Annotated in this window: 19 protein-coding genes; 11 read left to right on the top strand and 8 right to left on the bottom strand. The window is 51.1% G+C overall.

Annotated features, from left to right (window positions below; translation table 11 throughout):
• Positions 1–105: 105 nt before the first annotated feature.
• Complete coding sequence (locus tag ACZ5GQ_RS07990) at positions 106–459, top strand: carbamoyltransferase N-terminal domain-containing protein (RefSeq protein WP_498856612.1); 354 nt, start codon at positions 106–108, stop codon at positions 457–459.
• A gap of 377 nt (positions 460–836) precedes the next feature.
• Here ACZ5GQ_RS07990 and ACZ5GQ_RS07995 read toward each other — a convergent pair whose 3' ends face one another.
• A complete protein-coding gene (locus tag ACZ5GQ_RS07995) occupies positions 837–1484 on the bottom strand; it encodes a glycosyltransferase (RefSeq protein WP_498856613.1) in 648 nt (215 codons plus the stop codon).
• Between the two features lie 1380 nt (positions 1485–2864).
• Between ACZ5GQ_RS07995 and ACZ5GQ_RS08000 the strand changes: the two genes are divergently transcribed.
• The 5 genes from ACZ5GQ_RS08000 to ACZ5GQ_RS08020 all read left to right on the top strand — a co-directional run bounded on the left by ACZ5GQ_RS08000 (position 2865) and on the right by ACZ5GQ_RS08020 (position 5538).
• The gene (locus ACZ5GQ_RS08000) at positions 2865–3005 is read left to right on the top strand and encodes a hypothetical protein (protein ID WP_498856614.1); all 141 of its coding nucleotides are present in this window, start codon (positions 2865–2867) and stop codon (positions 3003–3005) included.
• Between the two features lie 10 nt (positions 3006–3015).
• On the top strand, positions 3016–3153 hold the full coding sequence (locus ACZ5GQ_RS08005; RefSeq protein ID WP_498856615.1) for a hypothetical protein: 138 nt from the start codon (positions 3016–3018) through the stop codon (positions 3151–3153).
• A gap of 25 nt (positions 3154–3178) precedes the next feature.
• On the top strand, positions 3179–3586 hold the full coding sequence (locus ACZ5GQ_RS08010; RefSeq protein WP_498856616.1) for a class I SAM-dependent methyltransferase: 408 nt from the start codon (positions 3179–3181) through the stop codon (positions 3584–3586).
• Positions 3587–3630: 44 nt separating this feature from the next.
• Positions 3631–4047, top strand: a complete 417-nt coding sequence (locus ACZ5GQ_RS08015; RefSeq protein ID WP_498856617.1) for an FkbM family methyltransferase — start codon at positions 3631–3633, stop codon at positions 4045–4047.
• 438 nt (positions 4048–4485) lie between these two features.
• Positions 4486–5538, top strand: coding sequence for an FkbM family methyltransferase (locus ACZ5GQ_RS08020; protein ID WP_498856618.1), 1053 nt, complete (start codon positions 4486–4488; stop codon positions 5536–5538).
• On the opposite strand, the gene ACZ5GQ_RS08025 is transcribed toward ACZ5GQ_RS08020, so the two are convergent.
• Together ACZ5GQ_RS08025 and ACZ5GQ_RS08030 are read right to left on the bottom strand one after the other, a co-directional pair.
• The gene (locus tag ACZ5GQ_RS08025) at positions 5521–6831 is read right to left on the bottom strand and encodes a sulfatase-like hydrolase/transferase (protein WP_498856619.1); all 1311 of its coding nucleotides are present in this window, start codon (positions 6829–6831) and stop codon (positions 5521–5523) included. The two genes, ACZ5GQ_RS08020 and ACZ5GQ_RS08025, sit on opposite strands and share 18 nt — an antisense overlap.
• Before the next feature lie 134 nt (positions 6832–6965).
• Positions 6966–7649: a PIG-L deacetylase family protein gene (locus ACZ5GQ_RS08030; protein WP_498856620.1), complete on the bottom strand. Its 684-nt coding sequence runs from the start codon at positions 7647–7649 to the stop codon at positions 6966–6968.
• Between the two features lie 234 nt (positions 7650–7883).
• Here ACZ5GQ_RS08030 and ACZ5GQ_RS08035 point away from each other — a divergent pair, with 234 nt between their 5' ends.
• From ACZ5GQ_RS08035 to ACZ5GQ_RS08045, 3 genes are all read left to right on the top strand, one after another.
• A complete protein-coding gene (locus ACZ5GQ_RS08035; RefSeq protein WP_498856621.1) occupies positions 7884–8588 on the top strand; it encodes a GNAT family N-acetyltransferase in 705 nt (234 codons plus the stop codon).
• 259 nt (positions 8589–8847) lie between these two features.
• On the top strand, positions 8848–9492 hold the full coding sequence (locus ACZ5GQ_RS08040) for a methyltransferase (protein WP_498857405.1): 645 nt from the start codon (positions 8848–8850) through the stop codon (positions 9490–9492).
• A gap of 217 nt (positions 9493–9709) precedes the next feature.
• The gene (locus ACZ5GQ_RS08045) at positions 9710–11215 is read left to right on the top strand and encodes a glycosyltransferase family 2 protein (protein WP_498856622.1); all 1506 of its coding nucleotides are present in this window, start codon (positions 9710–9712) and stop codon (positions 11213–11215) included.
• Between the two features lie 217 nt (positions 11216–11432).
• On the opposite strand, the gene ACZ5GQ_RS08050 is transcribed toward ACZ5GQ_RS08045, so the two are convergent.
• Complete coding sequence (locus tag ACZ5GQ_RS08050; RefSeq protein WP_498856623.1) at positions 11433–11561, bottom strand: hypothetical protein; 129 nt, start codon at positions 11559–11561, stop codon at positions 11433–11435.
• A gap of 519 nt (positions 11562–12080) precedes the next feature.
• Here ACZ5GQ_RS08050 and ACZ5GQ_RS08055 point away from each other — a divergent pair.
• On the top strand, positions 12081–12512 hold the full coding sequence (locus ACZ5GQ_RS08055) for a hypothetical protein (protein WP_498856624.1): 432 nt from the start codon (positions 12081–12083) through the stop codon (positions 12510–12512).
• A gap of 112 nt (positions 12513–12624) precedes the next feature.
• Here ACZ5GQ_RS08055 and ACZ5GQ_RS08060 read toward each other — a convergent pair whose 3' ends face one another.
• The gene (locus ACZ5GQ_RS08060) at positions 12625–13197 is read right to left on the bottom strand and encodes a hypothetical protein (protein WP_498856625.1); all 573 of its coding nucleotides are present in this window, start codon (positions 13195–13197) and stop codon (positions 12625–12627) included.
• Between the two features lie 628 nt (positions 13198–13825).
• Here ACZ5GQ_RS08060 and ACZ5GQ_RS08065 point away from each other — a divergent pair.
• Positions 13826–14122 (top strand): hypothetical protein, encoded by a 297-nt coding sequence (locus ACZ5GQ_RS08065; RefSeq protein ID WP_498856626.1) that lies wholly within the window; start codon positions 13826–13828, stop codon positions 14120–14122.
• Between the two features lie 35 nt (positions 14123–14157).
• On the opposite strand, the gene ACZ5GQ_RS08070 is transcribed toward ACZ5GQ_RS08065, so the two are convergent.
• The 3 genes from ACZ5GQ_RS08070 to ACZ5GQ_RS08080 form a co-directional block, all read right to left on the bottom strand.
• Complete coding sequence (locus ACZ5GQ_RS08070; RefSeq protein ID WP_498856627.1) at positions 14158–14940, bottom strand: PIG-L deacetylase family protein; 783 nt, start codon at positions 14938–14940, stop codon at positions 14158–14160.
• A gap of 244 nt (positions 14941–15184) precedes the next feature.
• Positions 15185–15490: a hypothetical protein gene (locus ACZ5GQ_RS08075; RefSeq protein ID WP_498856628.1), complete on the bottom strand. Its 306-nt coding sequence runs from the start codon at positions 15488–15490 to the stop codon at positions 15185–15187.
• Between the two features lie 354 nt (positions 15491–15844).
• Positions 15845–16183 (bottom strand): helix-turn-helix domain-containing protein, encoded by a 339-nt coding sequence (locus tag ACZ5GQ_RS08080; protein ID WP_498856629.1) that lies wholly within the window; start codon positions 16181–16183, stop codon positions 15845–15847.
• Between the last annotated feature and the right edge of the window lie 104 nt (positions 16184–16287).

The raw sequence follows: 16287 nt of genomic DNA on the forward strand, positions 1-16287 counted from the left end.
GGATCCTGAGTTTCCCGAGAATCAGGCACAATACCAAGGTTCGATGAATGATGTAAAGCAAAAGGTTTAAAATGAAGATACAGCTAAACATAACAGGCGATGGCCTTGATAGTTATAGGCTTCAACTGGCCTGTAGAGCACGATCATACAGTTGCCGTCATACAGGATGGCAGGCTAGTTTTCGCCGCTGAGGAGGAGAGGTTCACTAGACATAAGCACTCTATAGAGGAGCCGCCCTTAAACGCCCTGAAGGCAGCATATCGCTATCTCATGAGTGAGGGCATTAAGCCCAAGGATGTTGACGCCTATGCCGTCAATTGGGATCCTCACCTCTTCCCTCGCCAAGATAGATTGTATTTCTTTAGGGAAGACCTTGTTTTGCTGAAAAGGATGGGGGTAAACATCTCCTGGACCGGCAGCGCTGCCAGGGCAGCACTTAGGCTAGCCCCCTCTTCTTAAGGGGTGACTACGTTACTCTTGTGGCCTCACTAGTCAGGACTGCAATACACCAGCTGGGCGAGAAGGCGTATAGGGCTAAGAGAAGTCAAGTACCAGCCCCCTTAAGATAATAAACTGGCATAGGACAAGCCCATAGAGGGCTTAAAGACACTGCTAGGCTTCAGCGGCTCGCCTATTATTCGGCCCCAGAAAAGCCTTCAGTGACGCTCATCTAGTAAGGCAGCTTGTCCTGCAAGTGCCGTTAGTATACCTTGCAACTAAACTACGCATGGCTCTGCAGCCCTCTTAATTTGACTTTGAAAGACTGTCCTGATCATTCTAAATTGTCATTATAGCATTTATCTGATTAATAACTTAGCGAAAGGGCTTTATTGAAACTAACTGGGTTTCCTGCCGTACTTGAGCTCGTAAACCTCCTTCACGAGAGAACTCACCCTCTTCTTGTAGCTGCTCCATGAGAACTCGCTCGCCACCTCAACTGACCTCCTCGACAGCCTGAGCCAGAGGTCGCGGTCACCCAAGAGCCTCCTGAGTATTGAGGCGGCCTCCTCAACTGTGGTGTAGCCCAGCATCGGGTCAACCCTTGACGCTATGTCGGTCCACCCTCCCCCGTCCCTGTAGACTACCGGCACGGCGCCCGCCGCCGCGCCCTCTGCAATAGCTATGCCGAAGTGCTCGGGGTGCATTGGGTGCAGGTACACGCTGGCCTCCGAGTAGAGCTCGATTAGCCTCCTCCTAGGCACGTCCTTCTCCAAGGTCACGTTCTTCACTTTGAGCTCATCTATAAGCGACTCTAGCCGGGCTACGACTTTATCAGAGCCTACAGTCCTCGTAGTGCCAGCTATTACAAAATTAGCGTTCGGCACTCTAGAGGCCACATATATTATTGACCATAAATTTTTATTTGGCGTATACCTAGAAACAGTAAGTACCAAGTCATTCTTAACATTAGGATCGTATATAGATGCGTAGGTCTCATATTCTATGGGTGGGTAGATCACGCTCGCGTTGCTCAGCAGGCCCATCACATAAGCTCTCAGGCTATCTGAGAGGGGCCCTAGCAACCGTAAATTCAGCTCAATTAGGCCCTTTTTGGTCCATGAAGAATTGCAAGCAACTTTATATGTTTTTCTAGAAGAGGTAACAGCTAGTTCTTTGTAAAACGCCTTGACCTCCATACTTTTAATGAGCTTTTTGTATAGCTTTACAAATGGAAACGCGGAGTCCGGTATGTATAAATCAGGAAGAGGCATTCCCACTAATGTTGATGGATAGTGAAAGTACATAATGTCAGCAGGAATGATCATAGGAAAAGGACTTTGTTTGCTTATAACTATATCATATTTTGTGGATAAATCCGCTATTTTATGAGCTAATTCATTAAAAAAGCTGTTATGTTCTTCTATTTCCCAGATACTGCTAAGCAGATGCTTTTCTGCAAGCACCTTAAATAACGAGCTACCGTAATTAGATATACTAAGGACCTTTGGCGTCAGGCAAACTCCTGCGTTCTCGCAAGCCCTTTGAAATACCGATTTGTCAAAGAAAATCGTATACAGATCGACTTCGTGGCCTAACTCTATTAGCGCCTTGGCCATTCTAAGCGCCGCAACTTCTGCGCCTCCAGCGCCTATAAGGAAGTTTCCATGAAATATAGCGATCTTCAATCGCTCATTACCCTACCTCAAGAGGTTAGGCAGGGTGAAATATATAGACTTTCAAAATTACTAAGTGGAGAGCCTAAAGCCTACAGATGGCGTGCTCGCTATAAAATAAGCTTTAATAAGTGCCTTCAAGCTCATAACGCTTGGGGTTTTAAGTATACATGGACGGCTGTCCTCAATGTTAACCTTATCGTGTTGACGATAGTTTAGTTAAAATATTGCTGACGAGACCTCATATTATATAAAGTTCTTATATAACTTAACTTACTATTTTTTTGATTGTAGACGAGTTTGATTAGTCGTGTATGATAGACCATACGGATGACCGGTTACCTAATGACGTGCTCTGCAGCAGGAACGTGCTAGATTTTCGAAATGCTATCGGCCTGTAAGTCCTGGGCTCTCAAGGTGGTCGATCTCATATATGATCTCATATATGACGAGTACAAGACCTTCGACATTTATAAATCTTATTACTTTGTCCTAGTAAACGGCATCGAAGGACGATAGGATCTTTTTGAAGGAGCCCACCACGACAGTACGTTGCAGCTCTTCGCAAAGGCAGGCTCTGCGCTGAGCCTGCCTACCGCTGACGTGTTCTCGGCGTGGATCCTGTAGAGCGTCAGCCTCCCTGGCAGCGCTAGTACGTGCCCGAAGTCGAGGGACGAGGCCGCCTCAATAGTCAGGAGGCTGCTAGGGGACGGTGGGCTCTGGCTCAGGCTGTCGAGGAGGTCAGTTGAGGTGGCGGGCGAGTTCTCGTACGAGAGGTTCAGGGAGAGGCTGGGGAGGGTGGTCGAGGAGGCCTACAGGCTGAAGGTTTCATCCTCAAAGTTGCAGGCATCGCAAAAGGCTAATAGTCCAGCGGAGGGACTGCATGATTAGGGCACAATTAGTGAGGGCGACAGAAGCTATCAGTGCTATAAAGGTCTACAGGAGGGCCTACAGGGACTGGCCGCTCGTCATCCTCGGGGTTCTCATTAAGAAGGGGCTGCGCCACGGAGCGGGCAGGAGCAAGGATTTGTGGGGATAGAACCAAGATAGGGGCTGTGGCGCGTTTGTTGTTCCAAGGCTTCGAGTACGTGCAACTTGATGAGGACCGCGTTGTAGCCAGCTTTGGTGGGAGGAAGGTCGTCCTCTCAGCGGGGCAGTGGAACGAGCTCGCACTCCTTGGTGAGCTGCTAAGGCAAGGCTATATAACGCTGCTGGACGACTACGACGAGTTTGCTGACGCCACGCTGAGGTTCTCATATCAGGGTAGGAGCTACTCCCTGAAGACACACGACATCCAGACCTTCTATGACAGCATCAAGACATATGAGCGGCTAGACGTGTCAAACAAGGACGTGCTTGTCGTGGGCGCTTACGTGGGTGACTCGCCGCTGGCGTTTGTAGCCAGGGGCGCAAGGAGAGTCGTCGCAGTAGAGCCGTCGCCTTGGGCGTTCGAGGTGGCTAACGCAACATAGAGGCCAATGACCTGGCTGACAGGGTGCTCCTGCTCAACTGCGGGGTGAGCGGAAGGCCCGGGAGCATATCATTGCCTTATGTCTCCGCCAAAGGTTGCTTCCTCCAGGTGCTTAGCCACACCTATAAGACGTTCGATAGTGCTGACTCCATAGCCCCGTGGAGGGGCGAGGCTAGCGGTGCGGCATCAGCAAGGCAGGTGCCCCTCTGCACCCTCGACTCCCTTATAGAAAAGTATGGCCCCTTCCAGGTGCTGGAGATGGACTGCGAGGGCTGCGAGTACGAGGCCCTGCTGTGCAGCGGCCAGCTCCAGCAGTTTGAGCAGATCTTTTTAGAATACCACTATGGGTACGAGGCTCTAAAGCATAAGCTTGAGACATTGGGGTTCTCCGTAACAGTCACCGAACTCGGCAGAAGTAAGAAGGGGAGCTCAGGGAGCCTTTACGCAGTTAAAAGGGCCTGAGCTATTTGATTGTGTGTCTATGCTAAGTATGTCATCAACGTGGATGTCGCAGAGGCCTACCAGGCTGCCCTGCCTTAGGGGGACTGGCGGAGCCTTGTGCGCACACTAGCATATAACGGGTAGCCTGCGCCTACATTGAACGAGTAGATCGCGGCCCTCGAACTTTGGTAACGCTCATCTGGCAGTTTGCCGATAGCCCATCTTAAGTCCAGCGCTGATGGGCTCTCAGGTCAGGGCGGCCAATTAACGCCTTGAGGGCCTCCGGATCATAAGGCCCTTAGACCGCCTTGAGACTACAAAAGCCCCCTTACAGCAAAGAACTCACGTCTACGTATACAGCAACGATAACGTCATTTAAGGTTCCGCTGTCAGCAGCAGACTTCATAAGCGCGCTGCCTTTTTAAATGCATAGAGTAGGTCTAGGGCTGAGTGATGTTGTTGGCCCTTCAGCGCCTAGGTAAGGTCGGGAGGTACGCCGAGGCCGTCATGTACTTAAGGGAGGTGGACAGGGGGTGGGCGCTGACGCTCCTGCACTACGCGCTGGGGAGCAGGGGGTTCAGGGTAGTGACGCCGGGCGGCACAGCCCTGGAGCTGGACAGAGAAGGGCTTAGGACACTCATAGGGGGCTACCTGGAACTCAGGAGGGCCTTTGGCCCGGGGGTTGCTGACGCCGCGCTTGAGTCGGCGGCCTCGGAGGCCCAGAGCCCTCTAGGGGCAGTATCGTTACTCAAGTTACTCGGGTTACTTAACTACTATGCGGGCTTGTTTGCGTCGTTTGCGTCCAGGGGCTATGAAGTTGGGGTAAGCGAGAAGGGGGCGCTAGTTTTGAGGGGCCACGGCGTCTCCGCCACGTTCAAGGCCTCGTGTGCGTCCTACTCTATATATGAAGTCTTTGGCGACTTCCAGTACGACGTGGCGGACGTTATTAGCAACATCAGGGGCAGGGGCGTGGTCGACATAGGCGCTAACGTGGGGGACTCGGCCATATACTTCGCGCTCAGAGGAGCAAGCAAGGTTGTCGCCGTGGAGCCCCTCCCCAACGTGGCCAGGTGCGCCCAGGAGAACGTGGCCCTCAACAAGCTGGAGGACAGGGTCAAGGTGGTCAACGCGGCGGTAGGGTCAGACGGGGCAGTGAGGGTTCCCTGCGGATTCCCAGTTCACGACAGCGGGGGGTTCTCGACGCTCTCTGCCCAGGGCGAGTGCGAGGTGCCGTCGGTGAGGCTCGCTGAGCTCGTGAAGGAGGTCGGCGACCCCTACCTGCTCAAGGTGGACTGCGAGGGCTGCGAGGCCAGGCTTATTAAGGGCGAGCTCGACTCCGTGGCCGAGTTCGAGCACGTCATAGTCGAGTTCCACCCGTACATAACCAAGGTCCCCAACGAGGAGCTCCTGGGGCTCCTCAGGTCGGCGGGCTTCAGGTGCAAGCTTCACAGGGCCCTGGGCCAGGTTGACATGTACCACTGCGCCAAGGACTCCTCAGCCGGGGACGGCTAGGGCCTCGGCGATCCTCCTCGCCCCCTCAGACCTCGGGTCGAGCCTCCTGCCGCCGACTATGACCTCCTCGACTTCTCTGTCGTTCAGCCTGAGCACCGCCTTCCTGTCGCCCTCGAACACGGCGACCCTCCTGACCCCCTTGCCCGCGCCCGGGTCGGGCATGACCCCGTCGTAGGACTCCGCGAGGCCTGGGCCGCACGAGGGCGCCCACTCCCTGTCACCCGACGCAGCCGCCAGGGCAAGGCCGTAAAGCTCGTGGAGGCCGACGTAGCAGCCGCTTGGGGACAACTTGAGGCCCTCGGGCGGCTTGACTATCATTGGTATCCCCACGTTCTCCTCGTAGAGGTGGCCGCTGTCGTGGCCGAGGGCGCCGTGCTCGATGAACTCCTGGCCGTGGTCAGAGGTGAAGATAAAGAGCGTTCTAGATAGTAGGCCCTTCTTATGAATAACTCTAGCTATCTCGGCTGCGGCCTCAACGCATATCCTGGCTGCCATGTGATATCCCATTAACAGCTTGTTAATTTTCCTGCGTACGCTCCAACTAATCTTTGGGTGGCCTTTAACTAGTAATAAAATAGGGTTAGGATCGTTGAAATAGTATGGCTCATGGGCCTCCATAAGGTTGATGAACAAGAAGGATGGCTCTGTCTTGATCAGGAAATTAATCGATGATATTGTATTTATTGCCCCCTTATCATTTATGTAGCCCGAGAGAAGGAGCTCTACCATACGCTCCCTGAGGTAGCTTTGAGTTAAGCTTAACGCCCACTTAATTCCTTTATTCCAAACCTCCCCTAGGAAAGCCTTAAACAGATTGCCTGAGTACTTTTCGCTTAACTCAGCAAAGACTTCTCTCTCGCCTAGATTAAGACCAGGCATTAATTGATATTCAAAGTCGTAAGGAAGGAACACCCTAAAACCTCTATCTAGGCCACTAAAATGAGAAACCATCGGTACGTTATTTGATATCCCTATAGTCTCGTACCCCCTCTTCCTCAGCTCCCAGGCCAGCGTGGTACCCGAGTACTCCCTGCCCAGCGCCATTATGTCAAGTACTGAGTTCCTGCCCGGCGACTCGTGAACACCGTGCCTGCTAACAGGCATGCCGGTGAAGAGGCTGAAGTGCGACGGTAAAGTCCAGAAGGAGTTCGAGTAGCCCACGTAGGCCACCGCGCTTCCGCCGAGGGCCTCAAGGAGGGGCCTCGTCGAGACCGGGCCCCCGTAGAGGTCCAGCACGTCCCTCCTCAGCGTGTCGCAGAGCACTATTACTATGTTGGATTGCGTCAACGGCACTACACCATTAAACCAAGCTGGCCACAAACTTAAAAAAAGTAATGTTATGGTGAGACCTTCAATGTTCCATTCAGGGTTGGTTAGGCTTATTTACATAAAATTGTTTTATGAGAACAGTATAATTGGCGAGTTGATTATTTAGCTAAATAAAATATTTCCTCGTTTCTATTTAACACCTTATCTAATAAATAGGCGTTTAGCTGGCTTTCGTACTTTAGAAATGCAAGCACCTTCTGTTCCTTGAATGCCCTGATGTCTAAGATCACCTTGTATCGCTCAAGCGACTTTGACTTTAGGTACTTGATAAGGACGTTTAAGTTATAGTAATGTTCGCTTAGGTGTTTGGTTAACGCAATGCGAAAGCATGGTTCATGAACTACATATTGGTATCTTTTAATATTATTACCAAAACCTTTCATCGCCTTCATAACGGCTTTACTAGCAGCTTCATGATCTTTGTGAATATCAACGGATGAAGGGAAATAAATCTCTTTCGGGTTAAGCCTATATAATAGGTCTCTTAAGACTTTAGCGGCATAGTCTACGTAAAAGATGAGCCTAGTGTCCTCAAACCCCAGAAATATCGCATTTTCTTGAGGTACCCCAAGAGTACTGAGGGCCTCTATCGCTTCTTCCTTTCTTTTTTTAATGAGATCTACGACAGAAGTTCCAGAAGCGTAATTGCGGGGGCGGCCATACCTTCCATCGGTCATGAAAACTACGTAGACCTCTTCGTTTTCAGACCTTTTTTTAGCTATTAGGCCGCCACAGCAAATAGTTTCGTCGTCAGGATGAGGTGCAACAACGACAGTAGCCATTTAGTCACCCCGCATCTATGGGTCTTGTTAGCTCGAATCGCAGAGCGCTTCACAAGCTTTAAAAACATAGCTATAGATAATCACTTTGGGGCTGGCAAGCAACTTGGGGGTCTATAAGTTTACTGAGACTTCAGTAAATGAAGAAATAGCAGAGGAACTATTAGATGTTTATAAAAACGCTTTCGTTAAACATCCGTATTTAAATCCCTTTCACATTTTGGCGAGAAGCCTCTTATGGAGTGGAGTAAAATCCTGAAAATAGATGATATAGGATATTCGATGATAACCAAGAATACGTACCATAAACTTGTTACACATATTACCTTTTTCTTCCCAGCGATAACTCACAGCTTAGATGACGCCAATAAATTTTATTTGATAACATCAAGAATCAAAGGCAGCTTAATGAATTCTAATACTGTACATTTTTATGTAAATAACAAGGAAGCGCTAAATATATATGAAAAGAACTATGATAGTAACAGCTTCGACAAAGAGGAATTCATCGATCTTGTAGTAGATGAGAAAGTAAAACTCAGCAAGAATTCTAGGCATAGGATTCATACGTGGCTTAAACGGGCCAGAAATAATGGAGTTAAGGTTAGGATCCTAAATCAAATCGATGATTCAGAATTGATAAAAGAATGGTACTATAGCTGTTACACCTATGTACACGACAATAGACCCCCTTATAGTTACCACCAATTATACAATTATTTTGATTATCTACTCAAAAAAAGGTTATCGCTACTAATCATCGCGGAGAAAGATGGCAAAATTCACGGTTTACTATCAATATTGTTAGACGACTTTAGTGACGTAGCCTTTTTCAATCCAGCAGCAGTATGTGAGGAAGGGCGTAAATCTGGTGCTGGGTACTTACTAGTCTCGACCGCTATAGATATACTTAAGGAAAGGGGTATGGCCTTTGAGCTATAATGGCAAAAGTACGTCAGACTCAGATAAGAAGCACATAGGAATATTTGAATTTTAAAAAAACTTTTGGGCGGAGCGTACCTATCCCTTACTATCATTATAAAGGATCCGCTATTAGAATACTGTCTCATTTTAAGCCCTTATTAACTTACATACTAAGGTGAGTCGTAGTGCGTAATCAAATAAAGTATTTTACTTTACGAAGGCTTAACTTAATTTATACAGATGAATTAGATGGCGGAGGTTCAGCTCATGCCAATTTATTTATTCCTATTATAAAAAATTTAATAAAAAATTTAATACTTGTTTAGAAATGTTTTCAGGTGTCGGTATTACAGGCCTAACGCTTTTGTCGATGAATTTATGTAATTCTGTGGAACTGGTCGATATAAATCCTCAAGCTATAGCATTCGCAAAATTAAATATAGAGCATAATGCGCTCCAAACCAAAGCTATAGCAGTAGTTTCAGACCTTTTCAATAATCTTGAAAAGAAGAGGTACGATCTAATAATTGGGAACCCTCCAAGAATACCGGACTACAAAGGAGTAGAACCTTCGAGAAGATTAAAGGCAGTCGATCCCAACTATTCTATTCATCAAAGATTTATAGAAGAGCTACCAAATCATCTTAGTGAGAATGGAGTAGCGGTCTTGCTGGAAGACAAAGTAAATTTGCCATTTAATGTAGTTTCTCACGTAATTTGTACTAATAAAAAAGTTATATGCTATATTATGGAGCCAAACATCTTAGATTCGATTTATGCTTCAATGTTGGCCTTTTTTGGAAGGAGAGATCGCCGTCATGATATATTAAAATTAATATCAGAATTAAAAGAGGTGTTCTTTATAAGCCTCTATTGGCATAGGCATTTTTATTTCTTGATTATGAAACTATATAATCCTTGATAATGATGTATCGTGAAAAGGTTGTAAATAAAGTGTATTATGAAGTTAATAATTGAAGATATCGCTTTAGGGTCAAGGTCATTCACAGCTGTTCGGCCTTATACTACTGCTTTGCTATCCTATCGCCGCGCAGGCGGGAACTCACACTCGTCATGACACTAAACCTTAGCATAAATCTGATAAGGGGAACCCTACATTATATATGGGGCGGGATGTCGTGAGGGAGTTCGTCATTAATAACCAAAGCGGCACGATTCCATTGCTAACTACTGTTGTACTCAACTGGAACAGATCGGATCTATTAAGGATCACTATCGAAAGTTACATTAAGACCGTCGAAATCCCCTACGAGTTGATAATTGTCGACAACGGATCTACGGACGATTCTGTACATGTAATTAACGAGCTAGTAAATAAATATAAAGACGAAATTAGCAGAGTAATATTATTAGAAAAGAACATAGGTGGTGAAGCCATAAACATAGGGCTGTCTAGAGCTAGAGGTTATCTTCTTCATATAAGCGAAAACGACCTAGAATACCTGCCACACTGGTCAAGTAAAGTGCTAAAGCTCTTTAAAGTCTTTGATAGACTCGGCCAGCTTTCTTTATTCTCCCCCGTTCCTAGCGATGAAGAGGTTTGGGAAGTTCATCCCATCAAAGAGGTTTTATATAAAGAAGGGGAGATAATTTATGAAGCAGCTGGTAATGTGGGGACATCGAGCGTTATAAGAAGAGAGGTATGGGACAAAGGGGTAAGAATCCATACAATAGTTACGAAAAACTTCCTGTTCCCTGACGACGAGAGGCTCTCGCAAGATATTAAAAAGCTAGGGTATATCGTTGCATGGTCGCCCTACTATTTAGTAAGAAACCTGGGCCATTCATATCAAGAGATGATAAGAAGGATCGATTACTATATTAAAAACTATGAATCCAAGGAATGGCTGAGAGTTCACGGATTGAAAAAAAGGTTAGAATATTGGGAAAAGAAAGTAAAGCCAGAAAGGAAAACTGAATTCGGTTACAAGCTTGACACTAATATATTGGTTCAGCCAGAAATTTCTATGCTCTTCAAACCTCAAGCTGTAGATGACAAAATACTTGATGCTCAGGCCTGGAGTTGTACAGACGCCGTAACTCCAGAGCTCGAGACCGTGAACCTCATATATAGCTTGATTAGGGCTACCAAACCGTCAGTATGCATCGAAACGAATCCATTTAGAGGCGTTGTCACGAAGGCCGTTTTGGAAGCCATCGCGGCCAATAAGCTGGGTTCACTATATTTAATATCCGAATACAACAAGCAGGATTTACTTAATGTCATCGGAAATTACAATAACGTGAGGTTAGTGCCTACCTTGGAGGACGCACGTTTGTTAGCTGGTAAAGTAGATTGCATAGTGATAGACTCTTTTGGTAACGATAAAGTAATGTTTGCTAAGTTCCTGCCTAAATTACTGTCGGGAAGGGGTATCATAATGGTCACTGGTGACTACGATAGATTCGATAGCGTTCTCAAAGCAAAAAATATTATAGAACGAAGAGGTTTTATATGCACAATTATATCGACGGCAAGGGGTTTCTTGATTTGTACTTCAAAAAGCAGCGTAATATCAAAATACTATTACTACAGCAGTTTCAGGGAAAAGTTAACATCCCGTCTAAAGAACTGGGGAGCACTTTTACGAGAGCTAAGTCGTGGAATGCTTTGTAAAACTTAATACTACGTTAAGTTCCATGAAAACGCTCAAGCGTGACGGTGCTAAGAAATCAAGGCTCTACCCGATGCATTCGCATAAGGGTCTTAAAAATGGCCCCCCTCGCTCGAGACCCGCGCCCCTTAAGGCGTGGCTGAATTTACAGACCTCCAGAGGCTTAGGGAGGTCCTAAGGGTTTACAGTGCGGCCTATAGTGACCGGGCCTTTGTCTTGTTAAGTCTCACACTTCGGGAGAGTGCCAGGGCAGTGACGAGGGATGGGGGCCGAAGTACATGGGGACGCCGTAGAGGTCCAGCACGTCCCTCCTCAGCGTGTCGCAGAGCACTATTACTATGTTGGGCTGCGTCAACGGCGCTCCAATTAGGCGTGGAGCTATACTTTAATAACTGTTCCGCCAGGAGGTCCTTTAGGTCGCAGGCTTAGGCCCCGTTCTCCCTCCGCGATGAGGTCAACGGGCCGGCGGCCGCCGGGGGCGGCGGGCTGACGGGCACTTAAGGCAGCCTGCAGCGGGGCGCGCTGGGAAGGGTCGTCACGAAGCCGCCCTGCTGGCAGGCGTTGGCGCCTTCATTACCTTACGCGTCGCCCTTCAAGTTCAGGAGGACTGTTAACTTAGGCGGCTGTGACCTTTAATGTCGTCAGAGTAAACCGTCAGCCTGGCGATGGCCTGGAAGGCGGCCGTGCCTGACCAGGTAAGGTGCAGGCGCGGGAAGGTGACGACCGTCCGTCCCTGCGCCTCATTTAGCTCACTCCGCCAGCCATTATTAAGTGCAGGGGCTTAGCCCTCGGCCGCGCCGACCTTAGTCGCGCAGGTCGTGGACACCTAGGGCCAGGTCGGCGGGGCCCGCGCGTCGCGGCCAACCTGCTCTCCGTGAGGGCTGACGCCCTTAGGGAGGCGGCGAGGCTGGCCTGCCTTAAGGCCTCAGCCGGGCTCAGGGTGAGGATGACCGACTTCATAAGGGGCGCTGAAGGCGCCCTCCTGTTGGGCTCGGGCCAGCTGGGCGGGGGGAGGCAGTTCGTCGACGTGGACTCGCCCGACGACCTTAAGCTAAGGCCTCCCCGCGGGCCCTTGAGGTCGCTAAGGCTGGAGGGCACGGGGGAGCGGTACCGCAGGTTCATCGAGCTGCTTGGGGTCGGCTCAAGGGGCATAGCGATAGCAGAGCTACGCGGCGAGGCCAAGGCCTACAGGAGGCTTAGGGTCAGGCTGCTTGAGCTTCACGCCCTTCTGGACGCCCAGTCCCTCGGGGCAAAACAGGGCCCTAGGCTAGCCTACTTAAGGAGGCTGCTTGGAAAGGGGGCGTAGCGCCCATGCTAGGAGGCCTCTTGCCTCAGCCACGCATGGGCCGCGCAAAAACTTAATAGTAAATAGTAAAGTTAGATAGAAAAGGTAAGGATACTTCTTCAGCTCCACGGAGTCATAAAGGTAGGCTCCAGCCCAGGGCGAAGTCAGCTACAGCAGCAAGCGTGAGGTACATCAGCCACGTCCCAGTTATCAGGTGGAAGTACCCCTTGATCCTAGTCCACTGCTTGGACGCTAGTAGGCTCGCCGGTATGTCTGAGATGTAGACCAACGACAGCAGTGTGAACAGTATGCCTACAGGTATGTCCTTTGCCTCAAAGAACACCAGCGCGCCTATTATCGATATCCATAGGAAGGCGACCGCCATGTAGCCATCTACCCTGGCGTCCCCTCCATTATACCTGCTCAGGCCTAAAGCGAACCAGTGCACCCCATAAGCAGTGAAGGCGACCGCTGCCATGTACAGCGCGTTAGGCGGGGTCACGTGGTACATAGCTATGTATGTCCACAGTATTACGGAAGTGAAAAACTGCATAAAGCCAGGCATCCAAATGCCCCACTGCCCCATCGATTTATTTAATGACTCGCTAGGCCCTGGGTAGCCGCTTACCTCCCACCCGCCGTAGACGTAGTACCCTGTCCCTAGGCCGAAAAAGCCAACTGCCAGAGGAAGCATGGGCAGGCTCATTTTAGCCCCTTTTCTAATAATATATGTCTCAGAACTTATTATTAGCTTTTTTAATGAATAGAACGTGTCGGCATGCCTCCTGCTTGATGTGTAGTTTGGCCATAGCAGCCTGGGCTGAACAGCTTTTACGTTAATAGAGGCCCTTCATGTCATTTTAGGCTTGCCCCCTTCTTAATAAGCGGTGATCCCCTGCGCTTACGCTGGCAGCGCCTAAGGCGGCGGGAGCGATAGGAGGAGCGCGGGCCCCAGCGCCGTCTACCTCAAAGGGTACCCATGACCCACGCGTGAAACCCTGTGGAGAACGCCGGCAGAGGGCCGTTCAATTGCGCCTGCCACGACTGAACGTAAGGTGAGTGAGGTCGTTAAGGCGCGGAAAGGCGAGCTGGGCTGGAGGCCTCCCCTTCCCAGGACGTGAAGGAGGTATGGTATCAGCATATACACCACTTATTAACTTTAACTGCGTTAAAGAGACCGGCGAACGTCATGTTAACAGCTGGGAGCCTGGCCCTCTGTGGCCTAGCTGCGGAGGCGGCCTTAAACGCGCCTCGACAGCCGGTTGAGGCGCGTAAGGTAAAGCCCTCAGGTGATCCCTGACCCTTACGTCAGCCCGCCCGGTAGGTGATATACCTTGAGGGATGGCGTAAGGCCTGAAAGGACTGACAAGCTCAAGGACGTCCTTGAGCTGTCCGGCAAGGGCGCTGCGGCGAGGACTGTTCCTTACCCTAAGGAGGTGGAGCTGAGGGGGAAGGTCTCAAGGGACCTAGTAGAGGAGGTCTCGAAGGTAAAGGGGGAGCCAGAGTGGATGAGGCTGCTGAGGCTTAGGGCGCTTGAGGCCTTCGAGAGGCTCCCAACGCCTAACTGGCTTGAGGGCGTGGAGAGCATAGACTTGGATGAGATAGCAGCATACGTGAAGCCCGCGTTGTAGCCAGCTTTGGTCCTTCTGTGTGGCGAGGCATTAAATTAGGAGGAGGCTGATGGCCTAGTCGGCCCCGGGCACTTTCCCTGAAGCCTGAGCAGGGGCTGCGGCGGCCCTCCCCTGCTGTAGTAGGCCTCACAGTCGACCTCAAAGTGCTCTTTTATGTAACTTTTCGTCATGTACCTCAGCTGGGACTCGTGAGCCCTCATGCACTCCATCTTCCTGGCCTTGAAGTCGCTCACGTCAACGTAGAAGATGGTTAGGTCAGGGGGCCTCCAGCCAGGGGAAAGTCGCCTGCGCCGGGGGAGGTATTGGAGATATTGGTGAAGGCGGTTACAGAGGGAGGGGAAGCGACGACAAACGAGGGACCTCAACCCATGGGGAGGAGGCCTGTAAAGTATGTAATAGGCGACCTCTGCCCTTACGCCAGAGGCCCTCATGGCCTCGTCAACGGCCAGCCCAGAGGCCCTGTGGTCAGGGTGAAGCTCGTAGCTGTGAGGCGAGACCACCAGGTCAGGCCTCAGGGAGGTCAAAATGCCTGCTAGGGCGGCCGCCGCCTCATGAACGTGGCCTATCAGCTCGCCGTCCCTGAAGTTGAGGAAGGCCGCGTTAGGCTGCGGTATGCCCAAGACGCCCAGGGCCCTGAGGGCCTCCTGCCTCCTCCTCGCCGCCAGGGCGTCCCCCCTCTCCTCTGGCCTTGGGGACCCAAGCCTGCCGTCCGTCATGTAAACTATGTGAACCTCGTGCCCCTCGGCCAAAAGCCTTAAGAGCAGCCCTCCGGCCTCGCACTCGTCGTCGGGATGAGGGGCAACGAAGAGCACCCTCACTGAGAACTCACCGCCAAGCCTCTCAGCCCCCTAGGTGGCTTGGAATTAAAAGTGTCAAAGGCGCAACGCCTTGACAACTTGCCTGCGCCATTCAATAGCGTGGCCTCGGGTGCGTACCCCCGCGATCCAAAGGGTCTCTGGCCCTCGGGCAATTTTCGATGCCGTGATACTGGCATTATTAGAGTTAAGGCAAGGGGAGCGCCACAACCTCTCGGCTCGGCCTGTCCCCTAGCTGTGGCCGGCCTTAGGCGTCAGGAGCGCTTGCGTACTCGTCCAGGAGGTGCGCTATGCCCCATGGGACTACCATGTCCTTGCGGGGCACTGGACCCTGGCCCGCGTAGGCCCTCACCTTAAGCTGCTTCCATGAGGTTCCCTGCTGCAGGAAGGGCATCGCGAGGGCCCTCCCGTTGCCGTCCAGGACCCTGTAGCCGTTCCCCTCCTCGACCACTATTATAGGGTCGTCAACGCCGGCGCCCCTCCTCCTGAGGTAATCGCAGGCCTTCTGCCTCAGCTCCGCCTCCAGCACGGGGTCTCCCTCCTGCGCCTTCATTCGGCTACTGAAAGCGGCCTGCCCGACCTCCTGGCGTTCTCCATGAGCTCCTCGAGGCCGCTCCCCCGCTCCGGCACGAGGCTAAGCCTCAGCTGGCCCTAGGCTCACCTCCCTGAGAGGCCACCTCACGCTGCACGACGTCAGCTCCCTGGCTATGGGCCAGCCTGGCCATGCGTATCCTACAGGTCGGCGGGCGGGGTCAAATTAACCTGCGCCCCTCAGGCTTTAGGTTGCCCTTCATCGGGCGCCTTTTGTCCCTGCGCCTTCGCCCTAATCATCTTATCGTGATTTGGCGCAGGGCTAACAGTGGCGGCCTCGCGGCCAGCTATGAACGCCGCAGCCTCGGGTTTGCTCTCAGCCCCGCCTGGCCCTGTCGTCCCCCTTGCCCAGCTCCCTCAGGATCTCCTCCCTCTGGCTTTCGTCAAGCATGCTGAGGGCCCACAGGGCCAGGGAGTAGTAGTCCTGGAAGAAGGGCGACATGAGGTTGAGCCCGTACATGCCCGCCACGTAGACGTAGTGGTCCGCCGGCCCCAGGTAGCAGTACCTGGGCCTCCCGCCGGTGGTGCTGGAGGAGTGGTACGCCACTATGTACTTTCGCTTCCCCCTCTTAACTATGATTATGTTGTCTATTGGCAGGCCGCACCTGGGGCACCTGCCATAGCCTTGACTCCGCGTGCTGTTGAGGTCGCTCAAAACGTTGACCCCTGACAGGCCGGTATACCTATTATTTAGTACAGAAATATAAGTATTGGCTACATGCGGCCCCGGGAGTCGTCCGCTCTCAGGGCTTGAGGGCG

It is taken from the genome of Caldococcus noboribetus (assembly GCF_055389385.1).